This window comes from Bradyrhizobium diazoefficiens (genome assembly GCF_016616235.1).
Lineage (GTDB): Bacteria > Pseudomonadota > Alphaproteobacteria > Rhizobiales > Xanthobacteraceae > Bradyrhizobium > Bradyrhizobium diazoefficiens_H.
This window is the reverse complement of sequence record NZ_CP067100.1, coordinates 1,997,094-2,013,938: the sequence shown is the minus strand read 5'-3', so window position 1 is coordinate 2,013,938 and position 16,845 is coordinate 1,997,094. Positions and strand designations below refer to the sequence as shown.

At 64.8% G+C, this 16,845-nt stretch carries 16 protein-coding genes; 6 read left to right on the top strand and 10 right to left on the bottom strand.

Annotated features, from left to right (window positions below):
- Positions 1-2: 2 nt before the first annotated feature.
- Complete coding sequence (locus JJB99_RS09565; protein WP_200498525.1) at positions 3-1,664, bottom strand: thiamine pyrophosphate-binding protein; 1,662 nt, start codon at positions 1,662-1,664, stop codon at positions 3-5.
- Positions 1,665-1,820: 156 nt separating this feature from the next.
- Complete coding sequence (locus JJB99_RS09560; protein WP_200498524.1) at positions 1,821-2,738, bottom strand: NAD(P)-dependent oxidoreductase; 918 nt, start codon at positions 2,736-2,738, stop codon at positions 1,821-1,823.
- A gap of 125 nt (positions 2,739-2,863) precedes the next feature.
- Here JJB99_RS09560 and JJB99_RS09555 point away from each other — a divergent pair, with 125 nt between their 5' ends.
- Positions 2,864-3,700, top strand: coding sequence for a transporter substrate-binding domain-containing protein (locus JJB99_RS09555; RefSeq protein WP_200498523.1), 837 nt, complete (start codon positions 2,864-2,866; stop codon positions 3,698-3,700).
- A gap of 73 nt (positions 3,701-3,773) precedes the next feature.
- Entirely contained in the window at positions 3,774-4,409 is a 636-nt protein-coding gene (locus tag JJB99_RS09550) for a TetR/AcrR family transcriptional regulator (protein ID WP_200498522.1), read from the top strand.
- 174 nt (positions 4,410-4,583) lie between these two features.
- On the opposite strand, the gene uxuA is transcribed toward JJB99_RS09550, so the two are convergent.
- The 6 genes from uxuA to JJB99_RS09520 form a co-directional block, all read right to left on the bottom strand.
- Entirely contained in the window at positions 4,584-5,774 is a 1,191-nt protein-coding gene (gene uxuA / locus JJB99_RS09545; RefSeq protein ID WP_200498521.1) for a mannonate dehydratase, read from the bottom strand.
- A gap of 14 nt (positions 5,775-5,788) precedes the next feature.
- On the bottom strand, positions 5,789-6,838 hold the full coding sequence (locus tag JJB99_RS09540) for an L-idonate 5-dehydrogenase (protein ID WP_200498520.1): 1,050 nt from the start codon (positions 6,836-6,838) through the stop codon (positions 5,789-5,791).
- Entirely contained in the window at positions 6,835-8,241 is a 1,407-nt protein-coding gene (locus JJB99_RS09535) for a TRAP transporter large permease (RefSeq protein WP_200498519.1), read from the bottom strand. Before JJB99_RS09535 ends, JJB99_RS09540 begins: the two co-directional genes overlap by 4 nt.
- 4 nt (positions 8,242-8,245) lie before the next feature.
- Positions 8,246-8,824, bottom strand: coding sequence for a TRAP transporter small permease (locus JJB99_RS09530; protein ID WP_200498518.1), 579 nt, complete (start codon positions 8,822-8,824; stop codon positions 8,246-8,248).
- 106 nt (positions 8,825-8,930) lie between these two features.
- A complete protein-coding gene (locus tag JJB99_RS09525; RefSeq protein WP_246775297.1) occupies positions 8,931-9,890 on the bottom strand; it encodes a sialic acid TRAP transporter substrate-binding protein SiaP in 960 nt (319 codons plus the stop codon).
- Positions 9,891-9,979: 89 nt separating this feature from the next.
- Positions 9,980-10,798 carry a FadR/GntR family transcriptional regulator gene (locus tag JJB99_RS09520; protein WP_200498516.1) on the bottom strand — a complete coding sequence of 273 codons (819 nt, stop codon included), beginning with the start codon at positions 10,796-10,798 and terminating at the stop codon, positions 9,980-9,982.
- Between the two features lie 143 nt (positions 10,799-10,941).
- On the opposite strand from JJB99_RS09520, the gene JJB99_RS09515 reads away from it, so the two are divergent.
- Positions 10,942-12,426: a mannitol dehydrogenase family protein gene (locus JJB99_RS09515; RefSeq protein ID WP_200498515.1), complete on the top strand. Its 1,485-nt coding sequence runs from the start codon at positions 10,942-10,944 to the stop codon at positions 12,424-12,426.
- A gap of 99 nt (positions 12,427-12,525) precedes the next feature.
- Positions 12,526-12,933 carry a nuclear transport factor 2 family protein gene (locus JJB99_RS09510; protein ID WP_200498514.1) on the top strand — a complete coding sequence of 136 codons (408 nt, stop codon included), beginning with the start codon at positions 12,526-12,528 and terminating at the stop codon, positions 12,931-12,933.
- Positions 12,934-12,957: 24 nt separating this feature from the next.
- Here the strand turns inward: JJB99_RS09510 and JJB99_RS09505 are convergent, their stop codons facing one another.
- A complete protein-coding gene (locus JJB99_RS09505; protein ID WP_200498513.1) occupies positions 12,958-13,713 on the bottom strand; it encodes an HAD family hydrolase in 756 nt (251 codons plus the stop codon).
- Between the two features lie 148 nt (positions 13,714-13,861).
- On the opposite strand from JJB99_RS09505, the gene JJB99_RS09500 reads away from it, so the two are divergent.
- Positions 13,862-14,734 carry an SDR family oxidoreductase gene (locus JJB99_RS09500; RefSeq protein ID WP_200498512.1) on the top strand — a complete coding sequence of 291 codons (873 nt, stop codon included), beginning with the start codon at positions 13,862-13,864 and terminating at the stop codon, positions 14,732-14,734.
- Positions 14,735-14,753: 19 nt separating this feature from the next.
- Here JJB99_RS09500 and JJB99_RS09495 read toward each other — a convergent pair whose 3' ends face one another.
- Entirely contained in the window at positions 14,754-15,641 is an 888-nt protein-coding gene (locus tag JJB99_RS09495; protein ID WP_200498511.1) for a dienelactone hydrolase family protein, read from the bottom strand.
- Positions 15,642-16,260: 619 nt separating this feature from the next.
- Here JJB99_RS09495 and JJB99_RS09490 point away from each other — a divergent pair.
- A complete protein-coding gene (locus JJB99_RS09490; RefSeq protein WP_200498510.1) occupies positions 16,261-16,839 on the top strand; it encodes a MarR family winged helix-turn-helix transcriptional regulator in 579 nt (192 codons plus the stop codon).
- The last annotated feature ends 6 nt before the right edge of the window (positions 16,840-16,845 follow it).

Genomic DNA, 16,845 nt, shown 5'->3' with positions numbered 1-16,845 from the left:
GTTTAAGCTTTCACCGCGGGGACAAAATCCTTGCCGACCGAGATCGCGCGCGGATCGATGATGCAGTGGAGGATCGACGGCTTGCCGGAGGCCAGCGCGCGCTCGAACGCCGGCGCGAACTCTTCGGTGCGCTCGACCCGCTCGCCATGGCCGCCGAACGCGTTCGCGTACATCGCAAAATCCGGGTTCTTGAGCTGGGTGCCGACGACGCGGCCGGGATAATCGCGCTCCTGGTGCATGCGGATGGTGCCGTATTGCGAGTTGTCGACGATGATGACGATCAGCGGCGCCTCGTATTGCACGGCGGTCGCGAACTCCTGGCCGTTCATCAGGAAGCAGCCGTCGCCGGCAAAGGCGACGACGATTCGACCCGGATATTGCCGTTTCGCCAGCACGCCCGCCGGCACGCCATAGCCCATCGAGCCCGAGGTCGGCGCGAGCTGGGCGGCAAAGCTGTGGAAGCGGTGGTGGCGATGGATCCAGCCGGCGTAATTGCCGGCACCGTTGCAGACGATCGCGTCCTTCGGCAGGCGGTCGCGCAACCAGGTCATCACCTGGCCGTACTGGAATGTGCCCGGCAGCTCGCGCGCCTTGTCGGTCCAGGCGAGGTAATCGGCATGCGCTTTCGCCGCCTCGCCCTTCCAGGCAACCGCGCCTGAAGGCTTCAACGTCTCGACGGCGGCAGCGAACGCGGCGGGCGCCGCCTGGATCGCCAACGCCGGCTGGTAGACGCGGCCGAGCTCTTCCGAGCCCGGATGCACATGGATCAGCTTCTGCTTTGGTGTCGGGATCGCGAGCAGCGTGTAGGACGAGGACGGCATCTCCGACATGCGGCCGCCGATCAGGAGAATGACATCCGCGCCCTCGATGCGCGCCTTCAGGCCCGGACTCGGCCCGATGCCGAGATCGCCGGCATAATGCGAATGATCGGCGTCGATCAGCGAGGCCCGGCGGAACGAGGTCGCGACCGGCAGGTCGAACCGCTCGGCAAAGCGCGCGATGCTTTTGGTCGCTTCATCGGTCCAGCGCGAGCCGCCGAGGACGACCAGCGGCGCCTTGGCGCTTGCGAGCATCGCACCGACGCGCTCGATGTCCGATGGCGCCGGCCAGCTCACCGCCGGCTCGATCCGCATGGCGTCTGCGACGGCCGCGGTCTCCGTCAGCATGTTCTCCGGCAGCGCGATCACGACGGGGCCGGGGCGGCCCTGCATCGCGACGCGGAAGGCGCGCGCGACCAATTCCGGAATGCGGTCGGGGCGATCGATCTCGACCGCCCATTTCGCCATGGAGCCGAACACCGCCTTGTAGTCGAGCTCCTGGAACGCCTCGCGCTCGCGCATGCCGGTGTCGACCTGGCCGACGAACAGGATCATCGGCGTCGAATCCTGCATGGCGATGTGGACGCCGTGGCTGGCATTGGTCGCGCCGGGGCCGCGGGTGACGAAACAGATTCCCGGCCGTCCCGTCAGCTTGCCATAGGCTTCCGCCATCATCGCAGCGCCGCCTTCGGCGCGGCAGATCACCACGTCGATCGGGCTGTCATGCAGCGCATCGAGCGCGGCCAGATAGCTCTCGCCCGGCACGCAGGTGACGCGCTCGACGCCTTGCGCGACGAGCTGATCGATCAGGATCTGGCCTCCGGTGCGGGTGTTGGGAATGGTCATGACGGCTCCCTGCTGGCTCTGGCGGTGCGTGCGGCGCCTTACGCAAATCTTGCGCAAATCTCGTTCGGAGGTGCGTAGGACAGGCGGGCTGAGCGCGCAAGATCGAAAGCTCTCTTCGATCCTGCACAGGCATCATGCCCGGTTTCGATGATTGCACTAGCGGCCGCCTGCGATGATGCGGCGGCAGTGATCCAGCGCCGCGCCGATCAGATTGTCGCTCGCCTCGGGGGTGCGGAACGCCGAATGCGCCGACAGCGTCACGTTCGGCAGCTTCGTCAGCGGATGGCCCGGCGGCAGCGGCTCGATTGTGAAGACGTCGAGGCCGGCATGGGCGATGTGGCCGGAGCGCAAGCCATCCAGCATCGCGTCCTCGTCGACGATCGCGCCGCGCGCGGTGTTGATCAGGATGCTGCCTTGGCGCATCATCGCGATGCGATCGCGCGACAAAAACCCCTTGGTCTCGTCATTGAGCAAGAGATGCAGCGAGACGACATGGCTCTCGGCAAGCAGCTTCTGCAGCGGCACGAATTCGACGCCCGGATGAGTCTTCGGCGACCTGTTCCAGGCGATCACCTTCATGCCGCAGCCCGCCGCCATCCGCGCGGCTTCCGCGGCGATGCCGCCGAAGCCGATCAGGCCGAGCGTCTTACCCGTGAGCTGCACCGCGTCGCGGCGCAGCCAGTTGCCTTCGCGCATGCCGCGGTCCATCTCGCCGAAATTTTTCGCCGCGACCCACATCAGGGCGATCGCGCATTCGGCAACCGCGGTGTCGCCATAGCCCTTGATGGTGTGAACCGAGATGCCGTGCCGACTAAGCTCTTCCGGATTCATGTAGCTGCGCGCGCCGGTGCCGAGGAAGACGACGTGCTTCAAGCCGACACATTTTGCGGCAATCGGCGTCGGCACTGCGGTATGATCGACGATCATGATCTCGATGCCGTCGAGCAGGCGCGGCAGGTCGTCGGGCGAGATCGCGGGATTGCGGTTGATGGCGACCGGCAGATTGTCCGCGCGCAGCAGTCTTTCGGTCACCGCGGCAAGAGTGTCGTTGGCGTCGACGAAGAGAGCACGCACGTGTTTGGCTATCCCGTTCAATTCAAAATACCGTATTGCATTTTAAGCTGAATACAGAAATAGTCCAGACGCCGGGTTGAACGTTCAGCAGAAGCGACTGACCAGGAGATTGCCAGGAGACTGCCATGAATCGCAGGGACGCACTCACCACCGTCGCCCTCGCCGGTGCCGCGATCGCGGCAACCGGATCGGCCAGGGCGGACACCGCGCCCGGCTCGACGCTCGAGCGGATCAAGAAGAGCGGCGTGCTGCGGATCGCCGTGATCGCCGGCCAGGAGCCCTATTTCCACAAGGACCTCAGCACCAACCAATGGTCGGGCGCCTGCATCGACATGGCGAACGACATCGCCAGCAAGTTAGGCGCCAAGGTCGAGACGCTGGAATCGACCTGGGGCAACCAGATCCTGGATCTGCAGGCCGACAAGATCGACCTCGCCTTTGCGGTGAATCCGACGCCGGAGCGCTCGCTGGTCATCGACTTCTCGACGCCGATCCTGGTGCACTCCTTCACCGTCATCACCAAGAAGGGCTTTGCCAAGCCGCAGACCTGGTCCGAGATCAACAAGCCCGAGGTCAAGATCGCCGTCGATATCGGCTCGACCCACGAGACCATCGCGCGGCGCTATTGCCCGAAGGCGAACATCCTCGGTTTCAAGGAGCGCAACGAGGCGATCCTCGCCGTGTCAACCGGCCGGGCGGACTGCAACATCTCGCTGGCGGTGCTCTCGGTCGCGACCCTGAAGAAGAATCCGACGCTCGGCGAGCTCGCGGTGCCGCGGCCGCTCTTGACGCTGCCGACCAACATGGGCATCCGCGCCGAAGCCGACCGGCGCTACAAGGACTTCCTCAGCGCCTGGGCCGACTACAACCGCTCGCTGGGCCAGACCCGCGAATGGATGCTGAAGGGTTTTGAGGCCGTCGGCCTCGCCGCGGACGACATCCCCGGCGAAGTGCAGTTCTGACTCTCTGCCGTTCGGGTTGCCGCAACGCCGGTTTCCATGGAAACTGGCGGGAGAAACAGCGACGCCCGAGCGCATGCCGCCCCCATTGAAACGCACCAACGATCCCGACCGCACCAAGCGCGACATCCTCGAAGTGGCGATGGCCGAATTTGCCTCGGAAGGCTATTCCGGCGCCCGCGTCGATGCCATCGCGGCGCGGACGCGCACGTCGAAGCGGATGATCTATTACTATTTCGGGGGCAAGGAGCAGCTCTACCTCGCGGTGCTGGAGGAGGCCTATCGCAGCATCCGCGCGCTGGAGGACCAGCTCGATATCGAAAGCTGCGACGCCCGGGAGGGCTTGCGCCGGCTGATTGAATCCACTTTCGACCATGACGAGCGCAACCCGAACTTCATCCGCCTCGTCAGCATCGAGAACATCCACCATGGCAAGCACCTGAAGCAGAATCTTCAGCTGCGCCAGCTCAACGCCAGCGTGATCGCGACGCTCGACGGCATCCTCGCGCGCGGCCGCAGCGAAGGCGTCTTCCGCGACGACGTCGACGCCATCGACCTGCACCTCGCGATTTCCTCCTACTGCTTCTTCCGCGTCGCCAACCGCCACACCTTCGGTGCGCTGTTCGACCGCGATCTCAGCGAGCCCGGGGTGCTGGCGAAGAGCCGCAGGCAGATCGTGGAGATGATCTTGGCGTGGCTGGCGAAGGCTTAACCACACACTCGCTGTCATTCTCCGCGAAGGCGGGGAATCCAGTACGCCGCGGCCTACATGGAATCACTGCCGTCTCTGGAATACTGGATCGCCCGCCTCCGCGGGCGATGACACCGAGAATGCGGGACACGCGTGCCACAAACTCGTCATTGCGAGCGGATAGAGCTTCGCCCTCTAGCGATGCTCGATCGCGCGGATCGCGCCGCGCAGCTCGGCGAGGCCGCGGAGGCGGCCGATCGCGGTGTAACCGGGATTGGTGCGCTTGGTGGCAGCGAGATCGTCGAGCATGCGGTGGCCGTGATCGGGACGGAACACGATGCGCTTGTCAGGCGAACGCCGCGCGTTCTCCTTCAGCAGCGCCTTCAGGACCGCCACCATGTCGACATCGCCGTCGAGATGATCGGATTCGTAGAACGACAGGACGTCGGCCTCGCGCTTGGTCGCGCGCAGATGCGCAAAGGCGATGCGGGGGCCGAAGCGCTCGGCCATCGCGGGAAGATCATTCTCGGCGCGCACGCCGAGCGAGCCCGTGCAGAGGCAGATGCCGTTGGCCTTGGACGGCACGGCGTCGAACAGTGCCTGATAGTCGTCGGCGGACGAGGCGATGCGCGGCAGCCCGAACAGCGGGCGCGGCGGATCGTCCGGGTGCAGCGTCAGCGACACGCCGAGCTGTTCGGCGACCGGCGTCACGCGCGCAAGGAATTCCGTGAGGTGCTGCCGCAGGATCTCTGGCGTGATGTCGCGATAGGTCTCCAGCCGATCGCGGAATTGCGGGATCGTCATCGGCTCGGTGGTCGAGCCCGGCAGCGCGCTGGCGATCACCATGACGAGGTAATCGATATCCGCCTGGCTCATCTGCTCAAACAGCTTCTTCGCGCGCGCTTGCTGCTCGGGCGAATACTCCTGCATTGCGGCGGGACGCTTGAGGATGTGCAGCTCGAACGCGGCAAAGCGGTCCTGGTCGAAGCGCATGGCTCGGGCGCCATTCGGCAGCTCCCACTCCAGATCGGTGCGGCACCAGTCGACCACGGGCATGAAATTGTAGCAGATGATCTTGATGCCTGAGGCGGCCACCGCCTCCAGGCTCGCGATCCAGGCGTCGATCGACTTTGTCGCCTTGGCGCCGAGCCGTTTGACATCGTCAGGGATCGGAATCGATTCCACCACCGACCAGGTCAGCTGCGAGCGGCCGGGCTGGCCGTTCTCGATGAAATTCTTGCGCGCCTCAACCGCCTTGCGCGTCCAGGGTTCCCCGATCGGCACCTGATGCAGCGCCGAGACGATATCCGTCGCCCCGGCCTGCCTGACGTCATCGAGCGAGACCGGATCATCCGGCCCGTACCAGCGCCATCCCTCCAGCATCATCAAAATTCTCCCGATCAGTTCGCGGTCAGCACGACCTTGACGCTCTGCGAGCGGTCGAGCGCCAGCCGCAGCGCATCGGGCGCGGCCGATAGCGGCCGCTCGGCCGTGACCAGCGACAGCACGTCGACGCTGCCTGAGCCGATCAGTTCCACCGCGGTCATGAACTCGAAGCCGAAGCGGAACGAGCCGCGCAGGTCGATCTCCTTGGCCATCACCGCGTTCGACGGCGTCGGAATCTGGCCGCCCGGCAGATTGCCGATCTGCACCACCACGCCGCCACGCCTGATGATCGCGATCGCGCTGGCAAGGCCCGCGGCCGTGCCGGAGACCTCGAAGGCGACGTCGTAGGGACGCGCAGCAGCCTGCGCCTTCAGCCCCTCCTCACCACCCGAGACGTTCTCGACATGGGAGGCGCCGAGCCGGGTCGCGAAGGCCAGCGGCGCCGGCGCGATATCCGCCACCGTGATGTCGGCCATGCCGGCGCGACGCGCAGCGAGCATGGTCAGAAGCCCGATCGGGCCGGCACCGAAGATGATGCCGCGCTTGCCATCGATATTGCCGGCGCGCGCCACCGCGTGCAGGCAGACCGCGAGCGGCTCGGCGAGCGCTGCGGCCTGATAGGAGACGTGATCCGGAATTTTGACGCACTGCGCCGGGATCGCGTCGAAATAATTGGCGAAGCCGCCCTGCATGTGCGGCGTCTTCGACGCCGAGCCCATGAAGTAGATGTTCTCGCAGAGGTTTGGCCGGCCCTCGCGGCAGGCAACGCAATGACCGCACCAGCGCGACGGATTGACGGCGACGCGGTCGCCCACTTTCAGGTATGGAGCCGAGCCTGCGATCTCCACGATCTCGCCGGAGATCTCATGCCCGAGCACCAGCCGCGACTTTACCACGAAATCGCCGGTCCGGGCATGGCGGAAATAGTGCATGTCGGAGCCGCAGATGCCGCCGGCACCGAAGCGGACGCGCACCATGCCGTCGGCGAGCTTGTCGAGCGGGTGCTCGATCATGCGCAGGTCTTCGGGACCGAACAGGGTTGCGGCGAGAGCGGTGGAGGTCATTTGGAGAGTCCCATGTATTTTGGCAGCCAGAGGGTCAGTTCGGGAATGTAAGTGATCGCGATCAGCGCGAGCATCAGTGGCACCAGCCAGGGCAGGATCGCCACCGTGGTGCGCTCGACCGAGAGCTTTGCCACGCGCGCCAGCACGAACAGCACCATGCCGAGCGGCGGGTGCAACAGGCCGATCATCAGGTTCAGCGTCATGATCAGACCGAAATGGATGGGATCGATGCCGAGCTTGAGCACGATCGGCAGCAGGATCGGCACCAGGATGGTGATCGCCGCCGTGGTATCGATGAAGCAGCCGACGAACAGGATCAGCACGTTGGCGAGCGCCAGGAACACCCATTTGTTGTGAGTGATGCTGAGCATCCAGTCCGACAGCAACTGGGCGGCCTGCGACACCGTCAGCAGCCAGGCGAAGATCGAGGCGGCCGTGACGATGAACAGCACCGAGGCCGTGGTCTCGATGGTGTCGAAGGTCGCCTTCGCCACCGTCTTCAAGGTCATGGTGCGGTAGCGCACGAGGCCGAGGAACAGCGACCAGATCACCGCTGCAACCGCGGCTTCGGTCGGCGTGAACCAGCCGAGTGTCATGCCGCCGATCAGGATCACCGGCGCCATCAGCGCCATCACCGCCGAGAAGTCGAAATACCAGTCGATCGCCAGCAGCGTGCCGAGGCCGATCACGACGGCGAGGTTCGTCGAGAGGCCGGCGAGCGTCATCAGCCAGATCGCGAGCGGGAAGGAGAACACGACGACGATCTCGAGCCCGGCCGAGCCGAGCTGCGGCCAGGAGAACGGCGTATCGCTACCCCATTTGTTCCTGTGCGCGAAATAGGTGACGGTGGCCATCATCAGCAGCGTCAGGACCACGCCGGGAATGACGCCGCCGAGGAACAGCGCGCCGATCGAGACGTTCGCCATCATGCCGTAGATCACGAAGGGCAGCGACGGCGGGATGATCGGCCCGAGCGTCGCAGAGGCCGCCGTGACGCCGACCGAGAATTCGGTGGTGTAACCGTGGTCCTTCATCGCCTTGATCTCGATGGTGCCGAGACCGGCGGCATCCGCGATCGCGGTCCCCGACATGCCGGAGAAGATCACCGAACCGATGATGTTGACGTGGCCGAGGCCGCCGCGCATCCAGCCCACCAGCGCGACGGCGAACTTGTAGATGCGTCCGGTGACGCCGGCGATGTTCATGAGGTTACCGGCCAGGATGAAGAAGGGAACGGCGAGCAGCGGAAAACTCTCGACCCCGGCGATCATGCGCTGCGCCAGCGTGACATCCGGCGTCACGCCACTGACCAGAATGTAGAGCAGCGACGACGCCGCCATGGCGATCGCCACGGGAACGCCGAGCAACATCAGGATGAGGAAGCCCCCGAGCAACAGCAGCATGATACTATCCTTCAAAACCGTCGTAGGCGCCGGGGCGTTCGAGGATCGAATAGCCCTGCCGCAGATGTTGCATGGCCACCTGCACCGAGCGCAGGAACATCAGCACGAAGCCGGCCAGCACGGCGTAATAGACGTAGTCCTTGGGAAGATTGATCGTGGTCATGGACTCATCGCCGATGATCTGGATGTAGACCCAGACCAGCTTGATGGCGTAGCCGAAGAAGGCGATCCGGATCAGGTCGATCATCGTCGACAACGTGCGCGCCACCATGTGCGGCAGATAGCGGTAGACCAGATCGACCTGGATATGCCGCGACAGCCGCACGCACATCGAGGCGCCGATGAAGACTACCCCGATCAGGCAATAGGTCGCGATCTCCTCGGTCCAGGCATAGCTGTCGTTGAGCACGTAGCGGGTGAAGAACTGGAGGAAGACGGCGAGCGCCATCACCCAGAAGATCGCCAGCGCCACCCAATCCTCGAAGGCATAGACGCCGAGATCGACCTTCGGCGTCGCCTCCTCCTCGAAGGTATGGGCGATCTCGTCGCCGGTGATCTGCCGGTGCACTTCGGCGGTGGACATGGGGTGCTCCTTAGAACTCTCGATCGTCATTCCGGGGCGGCTCGAAGAGCCGAACCCGGAATCTCGAGTTCCGGGTTCTCGCTTCGCGAGCCCCGGAACGACGGCCTTACTTGACGTCCTGAATCCGTTCCCAATCGGCCTTGCGATAGCCGAAGGTCTCGAACGGGACGTTCTTCAGCACGATGTCGCGGAACTCCTTCTTGTCGACCTCGGTCACGGTCAGGCCCTTGTCCTTGAAGAAGGCGACCAGCTTGGCCTCGTTCTGCTTGATCTCCGCGGTGGCTTTCGCTGCGGCTTCCTGCGCGACGTCGGTGAAGATCTTCTTGTCCTCGTCGGACAGCTTCTTCCACAGCGCGCCCGCCACGACGGTGTTGAGGTGGTCGACGATGTGGCCGGTCAGGACGATGTGCTTCTGCACCTCGTAGAACTTCTTGGCCTCGATCGTGGTCAGCGGGTTCTCCTGCGCCTCGACGGTGCCGTTCTGGAGCGCGAGATAGACTTCGGCGAACGCGATCGGCGCGGTGTTGGCGCCGCAGGCGCGCGGCATCGCAAGATAGGCCGGCACGTCGGGCACGCGCATCTTCAGGCCCTTCATATCGGCACAGCTCTTGATCGGCTTGTTCGACGAGGTCTGGCGCACGCCGTAGTAGGTCACCGCGATGATGTGGTGGCCGCTCTTGTCCTCATAGCCCTTGGCGAGCTCCCTGAAGATGTCGCTCTTGGTGTAGGCCAGGAGATGATCGGCGTCGCGGAAGGTGTAGGGATAATAGGTCACGCCGATCGGCGGAAAACTCTTGGCCGCGAAGCTGGAGCCGGAGATGATGATGTCGACCGAGCCGAGCGACAGGCCCTGGTTGATGTCGGCTTCCTTGCCGAGCTGCGAGGCCGGATAGACGTCGATCTGGTAGCGCCCGTTGGTGCGTTTGCCGATCTCCTGCGCAGCCCAGACCGAAGCGGTGTGGAACGGCTCGGAGGTCTCATAGACATGGGCCCATTTGAGCTTGGTCTGCGCCATGCCGGGACTGGCGGCCACGAGCATCGTCGCGACCGAAGCCGCCAGCGCCATCGTCATCTTCTTCAACATCGACCTATCCTCCACTGACTAAAGTCTGTTTCTTGTTCGCCCGTCCCGAAGCGGAGACGGGCCGCCCAATCTCATCGTTTCCGCGCGCTGCCGCGCTTGACCTGCTTTTTGACCTGGTTCGTCGGTTCTCGCTTTGGTTTTGGCGGCTTTGCCGGGGAGCGCACAGTGCGACCTCGCCCGGCCGGCGCAGCAGCCTCGGCACCAAAATTCTGCGCAAAGCGCTCCTGCGAGCGCGCCAGATGTTTTCGCATGGCCTCGCGCGCGGCGTCGGGATCGTGCGCCGCGATCGCGTCGCGCACGGCGCGGTGCTCGTCGAGCGCGGTGCGCCAGGTGCCCGGGCTCTCGAAATAATGCGCAAGCTGCGCGAAATAGGGATTGAGCCGCTGATCGAACAGCTCGCCGACCACGCGGACCAGGACGGCATTGCCGAGGCTTCCGGCGATCGCGATATGAAACGCGCGGTCGTGGACCATCGAGGCTTCGCCGGGGTGCTCGACGTTCTCCATCGCGACGAGCGATGCATCGATGCGGGCGACATCGTCCTTCGTCGCCACGCGCGCGGCCTCTTCGGCGATCGCACTTTCGAGAAACTCGCGGGCGCGGAGCAGCTCGAACGGGCCTTCGATGACAGCAGCGGTTGCGGGCGCGGCGGCAGCGGCGGGCTCGATCACATAGATGCCAGACCCGACGCGGATGCGGAGGCGGCCTTCGACCTCGAGCGCGATCAGCGCTTCGCGTACCGTCGGCCGCGACACCTTGAGCTGCTCGGCGAGCTCGCGCTCGGTCGGCAAGCGGCTGCCGACCGCGTACTCGCCGCTGTCGATCAGGCTTCGCAATTGATCGGCGACCTGGCGATAAAGCCGTCTCGCCTCCACAGCTTCCAGCGGCACGCTGGCCTCCCCGAAAAAGGTCGCACGGGACGTAAGAATCCTGCGGCCCGCCAATTTTGGAAAATTGGTCTTACCAATTGACCGGAGCATTGACCGAGGACGAGGGCCATGTCAAGCAGCGGCAAAACAAGGGAGAGACGCCCATGCGCCCTAGTTCAGTACGTCTTGGCAGCGCCAATCTCGACCGGCTGGCACCTCCGATCCGCCGCCCGGCGTATGACCGTTCGCGCGTCACGCCCGGGATCGTGCATCTCGGCCTCGGGGCTTTTCATCGCGCCCATCAGGCCGTCGTTATCGACGATTGCCTCACCACGGGCGCCACATCCTGGGGCATCATCGGCGCGAGCCTGCGCAGCCCCGATACGCGCGACGCGCTCGCTCCGCAGGATCATCTCTACACAGTCGCCGTACGAGCGGCCGAAGGCACCGAGCACCGCGTCATCGGCGCGCTGCTCGCAAGCGTCGTCGCCCGCGAGAAGCCGGCAGCGCTGGTCGAGCGGATGGCCGATCCCGCCATCCGCATCGTCTCGCTCACGGTCACCGAGAAGGGCTATTGCCACACCCCGCAGACCGGCGATCTCGACGAGCGGCATCCCGATATCGTGCACGATCTGAACAATCTCGACGCGCCGCGTTCGGCGCCCGGCTTCATCGTGGCTGCGCTGGCGCGGCGGCGGGCGCAGGGGATGGCGCCCTTCACCGTGCTCTGCTGCGACAATCTCGCCGCCAACGGCCATACCGTGCAGCGGATCGTGACGCAGTTCGCAGCGCTACGCTCGAAGGAGCTCGGCAAGTGGATCGCGGACAACGCCGCGTTCCCCTCCACCATGGTCGACCGCATCGTGCCGGAGACGACTGATGCCGACCGGGATGCGGTGTCCACCGCGCTCGGCCTGCGCGACGCCTGGCCTGTGATGACGGAGCCGTTCACGCAATGGGTGGTGGAGGACCGTTTTTCAGCAGGCCGGCCCGATCTCGCCGCCGCCGGCGTGGAGCTCGTCACCGACGTCAAGCCGTTCGAGCTGATGAAGCTGCGGCTGCTCAACGCCAGCCATTCCGCGCTGGCCTATCTCGGCTATCTCGCCGGCTACGAGACCATTGCCGATACCATGCAGGATCCGCATTTCGCGCGCCTCGCCGCGCAGGTGATGGAAGAGGCCGCGGTGACGCTGACGATGCCTGATGGCACCGACCTCGCCGCCTATCGCGCCTCGCTGCTGAAGCGCTTTTCCAATCCGGCGCTGCATCACCGCACCTGGCAGATCGCGATGGACGGCTCGCAAAAGCTGCCGCAGCGTCTGCTCGGCGCGATGCAGGATCGCCTGCACAAGGGCTTGCCGATCGCGACGCATGCACTCGCGGTCGCGGGCTGGATGCGTTACGTCAGCGCCATCGACGAGCAAGGCCGCACCATCGACGTGCGCGATCCGCTCGCCGCCGAGTTCGCCGCGCTGGCGCGTGAGGCGGGAGCAGTGGCCGAGCGGCTCGCGCCCGCACTGCTCGCCGTGGAAAAAGTATTCGGGCCGCTCGGCGCCGATCCGCAGCTGCGCGGGGCCGTGACTGCCGCGCTCGGCCGTCTCTACAAGGACGGCGCGCGGAGGGCGGTGGAGACGCACGTTTCGGTGTGACCACAAAGCAGGCAATGCTGCATTGCGACTTAAAATCGAACGCAAATTCGAACGGAAGTCGCGCTTGATTTTTGCCTGTCATTGGCCCACCGGGGAGGCATGGCAAAGGACAGCAAGGTCATCGCCGCCAATGCGGCTTTCTACGCCGCCTTTTCAACCGGCGATTTCGAACGCATGGAGCGGATGTGGGCGGATGACCACGCCATTTCCTGCATCCATCCCGGCTGGCCGGCGATCGTCGGCCGCGCCACCGTGATCGGAAGCTGGCGCGACATCCTGCAAAATCCTGAAAGGCCGCAGATCATCTGCGCCGAGCCGCAGGCCATCGTCGATGGCGACTGCGCCCGCGTGCTCTGCATCGAGATCGTCGACGGCACCGCTTTGGCCGCCGCCAACCATTTTCGCCGCGTCGGCGACGGCTGGCGGCTGGTGCATCACCAGTCGAGCCCGATTGCGCAGATTGTCGAGCAGGCTGAGGACGATAGAATGAGCCACCGGGTGCACTGACGATGGCACTCACGCCGCCGTGATCTACTGTGCATGGGGTTGTTTTTCAGTTTTTTGTTCTGCGAGCCCGAGTTCCGACAAATCGTCCAGCACAAACCGCGCCGCGCTGAAGTCGTCATCCCCGAAGAACATGCTGCGCGTAATGAGAACCGGAATGCCTGCCCGCGACGCCGCGATCAGCCCGTTGCCGGAGTCTTCGATCGCGACGCAATCGGATGGATCCAGCTTCAGCCGCGCCAGGATCTCCAGATAGACGTCCGCCGCCGGTTTCTTCTGCCTGACGTCGTCGCCGCCGACGATTGCGTCGAACTGGGCGGCCCAGCGCGCCCCGAGCGCCTGCGACAGCAGTGCGTCGATATTGCCGTGCGACGTCGTGGTCGCGATCGCAAGCCGCTGGCTGCGCGCCTTCGCCGCACCGAGCAGCTCCGCCACGCCGGGCCGCAACGGACAGCAGCCGGTTTCGATCAGCCCGGCATAATGCGCAGTCTTGATGCGGTGGAGCGATGCGATATCAGCATCCGACAATGGCCGGGCACTCGGTAGCCTGTCATGATAGGCGCGCATGCGCTCCTTGCCGCCGGTGACCCGCAGCAGGTCCTTGTAGACGGCCCGGTCCCACTGCCAGTCGAGGCCATGGCGGACGAAGGCATGATTGAAGGCCTGCCGATGCAGCTCCTCGGTCTCGGCCAGGGTGCCATCGACGTCGAAGATCAGCGCGGCTGCGCGCCGGATCAGCTCCGCGGCATCCGCCGCTGCGATGGTGGTCGCGTCTGCCTGCATCACCTCCCTCCTGATCCGTCTGTGCTAAGCGAGCATGGTCCGAGGCAGCAGGCGAGACAAATCGCAATATCTTTTGCCCGGCCCAAAAATCTCTTATGAGCGGGGGCGCGGCGGGCGCGAACGGAACCTTCACCTGTACGGGAGACGCATGCGGCTCTTCATCCTCGGCCTTGGCTACAGTGCCCGGCACTTTGTCCGCAAATTCGGCGGCGCTTTCTCGCATATCGCCGGCACCGTGCGCGATCCCGGCAAGCGGGACGATCTTGCCGGCATCGAGGTGCATGGCTTTTCCGCCACTAGCCCGGCTCGCGAGACAGTCGAACGTATCGGCAATGCCGACGTTCTACTCATCTCGATCCCGCCCGGCAGCACCAGCGATCCCGCCATCGCAGCATTCGGCGACGTGCTGACAGCCGGCCGCCGCAAGGTCGTCTACCTCTCGACCATCGGCGTTTATGGCGATCACGGCGGCGGATGGGTCGACGAGAGCACGCCGCCGCAGGCAACGCTCGAGCGCACGCGCATGCGCATTGCGGCCGAGCAGGCCTGGACCGATGCGACCAGCGGCAATGCCGCGATCCTGCGGCTGGCCGGCATCTATGGGCCCGGCCGCAACGCGCTGGTGACGCTGCGCGCAGGCACGGCAAGGCGCATCATCAAGCCGGGACAAGTCTTCAACCGCATCCATGTCGACGATATCGCAAGCGCGATTATGGCCGCGATCGGTCACCAGGGTGGCGGCATCTTCAATATCTGCGACGACGAGCCCGCGTCGCCGCAGGACGTGATCACCTATGCGGCGAAGCTGATGAACGTTGCGCCGCCGCCCGAGGAGGCCTTCGCGACCGCCGAGATGTCGGCGATGGCGCGCAGCTTCTATGCCAGCAGCGCCCGCGTCTCCAACGCGAAGCTCAAGCGCGAGCTTGCCGTCACGCTGTCCTGCCCGACCTATCGGCACGGCCTCGATGCGCTGTGGCGCGCAGGCGAGGGAGGATGGGGTTCCGGCGCGATCGTGAAGTGAAATTGGTGCGAAATCCGCGTCAGCTCAGCACGCCATACTTCTTGAACCAGGCCTGCGCCTGTTTCCAGGCATCTTCCGCCGCGTCCTTGCGGTAGCTGCCGCGGTAGTCGGCATGGAAGCCGTGCGGCGCGTCCGGGTAAATCTTGAATTCGGCCGTCTTCTTGTTCTGCGCGAGCGCCGCCTTGAGCTGCTCGACCTGCGCGACCGGAATGCCGGTATCGGCGCTGCCATAAAGGCCCAGCACCGGCGCCTTCATCTCGGGGGCAAGCTGCATCGGGCTCTTCGGCCAGAGCGGATTGGCCGGATCGACCGGCGGACCATAGAAGGCAACGCCAGCCTTGAGCGCACCGCTATGGGCGGCATATTCCCAGACGGTGCGACCGCCGCGGCAGAAGCCGATGATGCCGAGCTTCGCGGTGTCGCCGCCTTGCGATCCCGCCCAGGCCACCGTCGCATCGAGATCGGACAAGAGCTCGGCGTCCGGCTTGGCATTGACGATCGGCAGCAAGTCCTTGATGTCGGTAATCTTGGTGAGATCGGTGCCTTTGCGGAAGTAATAGTCGGGCGCCACCGCGAACGCGCCGAGCTTGGCGAGGCGCCGCGTCACGTCCTTGATGTATTCGTGCAAGCCAAAGATCTCCATCGCGACGATGATGACCGGCGCCTTGGTGTTGCCGGCGGGACGGGCGAAATAGGCCGGCATCTCCTCGGAGCCGACCTTGATCCTGGCGTCGCCGGCCTGGAGGCCGCTGGTGTCGGTCGTGATCACGTCGGCACGGACGGGACCTGCCGCAAGCGTGTAGCCGGCGGCAACGGCCGCAGTGGCGCTCATGAATCCGCGGCGCGAGACCGGGGCGGCTTTGGTCAGCCCGACGACGTCGGATGTCATGTTGGATTGGAAGCTCATCGATCTACCCTTCCCTGCTGGCTATCCTGGTGCCCCGGCGCGTCGCATTCGCCAATAGTTGCCCGGGAAAGGCAAGTCACCAGCCTGCGAGCACGCCGCTGCCAGATCCTCGTCCTGACACCGTCAGCGGTGTCCGAGAGGGCCCATGCCAGATCAGATTTGTTCAGATCGTGTGCGGGATTTAACCGCGTGACTGCGCTGCGGCGCAACATCCATTAACCGACGATTGCGGTTCTGCCATTGCACGTTGCGGCGTCGGATGTTGCGGACGTTCGGCTCCTTCGCCCCACTCGAAGCCCTTCCTCGCAACAAACTGGCTCGATGATGGCCCCGATGACACATCATATTGCCCGGATATCGCGCACGGCTGAAATCGCGCACGTATCGCCGCGATTTGACGGAAATTTTCCGAATAGTTGAGCCGTGCGATTTACTCGAACTTTCTTCGTGCCGCCCTAGTTCCACGGCCGGAAGTTCCATCTCCGGAAACGGAGAAGCGGTTTCCCGAGCGCTAGCCGTCCCCCGGGACGAAGAACCGCCCGACAGCTTCATTGTCATCCATACAGATTGCGCTGCCCAAGGCTCAATTGAATAAAGTTTTATCCGCACCGGTATCGAAATGAATTTGGCTCGCGAATCGATTGAACTGGTGGAGCAGGTGGCGCGAATCCTGTGGTTCGAAGGCAGCAAGCACGGCTTGCGTGACCGCGAGTGGATGGCGCTGCGCTTCCTCTCTCGTGCCAACCGCTTCTCGAGGACACCCTCGGCGCTCGCAAGCTATGTCGGTACCACGCGCGGCACCGCCTCGTTCATCATCGGCGAGCTCGAGCGGCTCGGTTACATCGAGCGCAAGCGCTCCGCCACGGACAAACGGTCAGTCATGCTGAGCGTGACGCAGCAGGGCAAGAAGTTCCTGGTGCGCGACCCCGTCAACGTTCTCGTCGAGGCGATTGCCGGTCTCGACGACGAAGCCAAGATCCGCTTCCGCGATGCGCTCCGGCACGTGCTGGATCAGTCGGATGCGGCCGAGCAGCGGCATCACACCGACGTTTGCAAGCGATGTATCTTCCTTCGCGAAGATCGCACCGCCGCGGACAGCAAGACGACGGCCGAGTTCAGCTGCCGCCTGTTCCGCGCAGCGATCGCGGAGGCGGAGATCGATCTGCTATGCACCAGCTTCGAGCATCACCGCCAGTAGAAGGCG

Excerpts from the sequence above, each read along its gene's own strand:
- JJB99_RS09565 (WP_200498525.1), bottom strand. The coding sequence starts at position 1,664 with ATGACCATTCCCAACACCCGCACCGGAGGCCAGATCCTGATCGATCAG.
- JJB99_RS09555 (WP_200498523.1), top strand. The coding sequence starts at position 2,864 with ATGAATCGCAGGGACGCACTCACCACCGTCGCCCTCGCCGGTGCCGCG.
- JJB99_RS09550 (WP_200498522.1), top strand. The coding sequence starts at position 3,774 with ATGCCGCCCCCATTGAAACGCACCAACGATCCCGACCGCACCAAGCGC.
- uxuA (WP_200498521.1), bottom strand. The coding sequence starts at position 5,774 with ATGATGCTGGAGGGATGGCGCTGGTACGGGCCGGATGATCCGGTCTCG.
- JJB99_RS09540 (WP_200498520.1), bottom strand. The coding sequence starts at position 6,838 with ATGACCTCCACCGCTCTCGCCGCAACCCTGTTCGGTCCCGAAGACCTG.
- JJB99_RS09535 (WP_200498519.1), bottom strand. The coding sequence starts at position 8,241 with ATGCTGCTGTTGCTCGGGGGCTTCCTCATCCTGATGTTGCTCGGCGTT.
- JJB99_RS09530 (WP_200498518.1), bottom strand. The coding sequence starts at position 8,824 with ATGTCCACCGCCGAAGTGCACCGGCAGATCACCGGCGACGAGATCGCC.
- JJB99_RS09525 (WP_246775297.1), bottom strand. The coding sequence starts at position 9,890 with ATGGCGCTGGCGGCTTCGGTCGCGACGATGCTCGTGGCCGCCAGTCCC.
- JJB99_RS09515 (WP_200498515.1), top strand. The coding sequence starts at position 10,942 with ATGCGCCCTAGTTCAGTACGTCTTGGCAGCGCCAATCTCGACCGGCTG.
- JJB99_RS09510 (WP_200498514.1), top strand. The coding sequence starts at position 12,526 with ATGGCAAAGGACAGCAAGGTCATCGCCGCCAATGCGGCTTTCTACGCC.
- JJB99_RS09505 (WP_200498513.1), bottom strand. The coding sequence starts at position 13,713 with ATGCAGGCAGACGCGACCACCATCGCAGCGGCGGATGCCGCGGAGCTG.
- JJB99_RS09500 (WP_200498512.1), top strand. The coding sequence starts at position 13,862 with ATGCGGCTCTTCATCCTCGGCCTTGGCTACAGTGCCCGGCACTTTGTC.
- JJB99_RS09495 (WP_200498511.1), bottom strand. The coding sequence starts at position 15,641 with ATGAGCTTCCAATCCAACATGACATCCGACGTCGTCGGGCTGACCAAA.
- JJB99_RS09490 (WP_200498510.1), top strand. The coding sequence starts at position 16,261 with ATGAATTTGGCTCGCGAATCGATTGAACTGGTGGAGCAGGTGGCGCGA.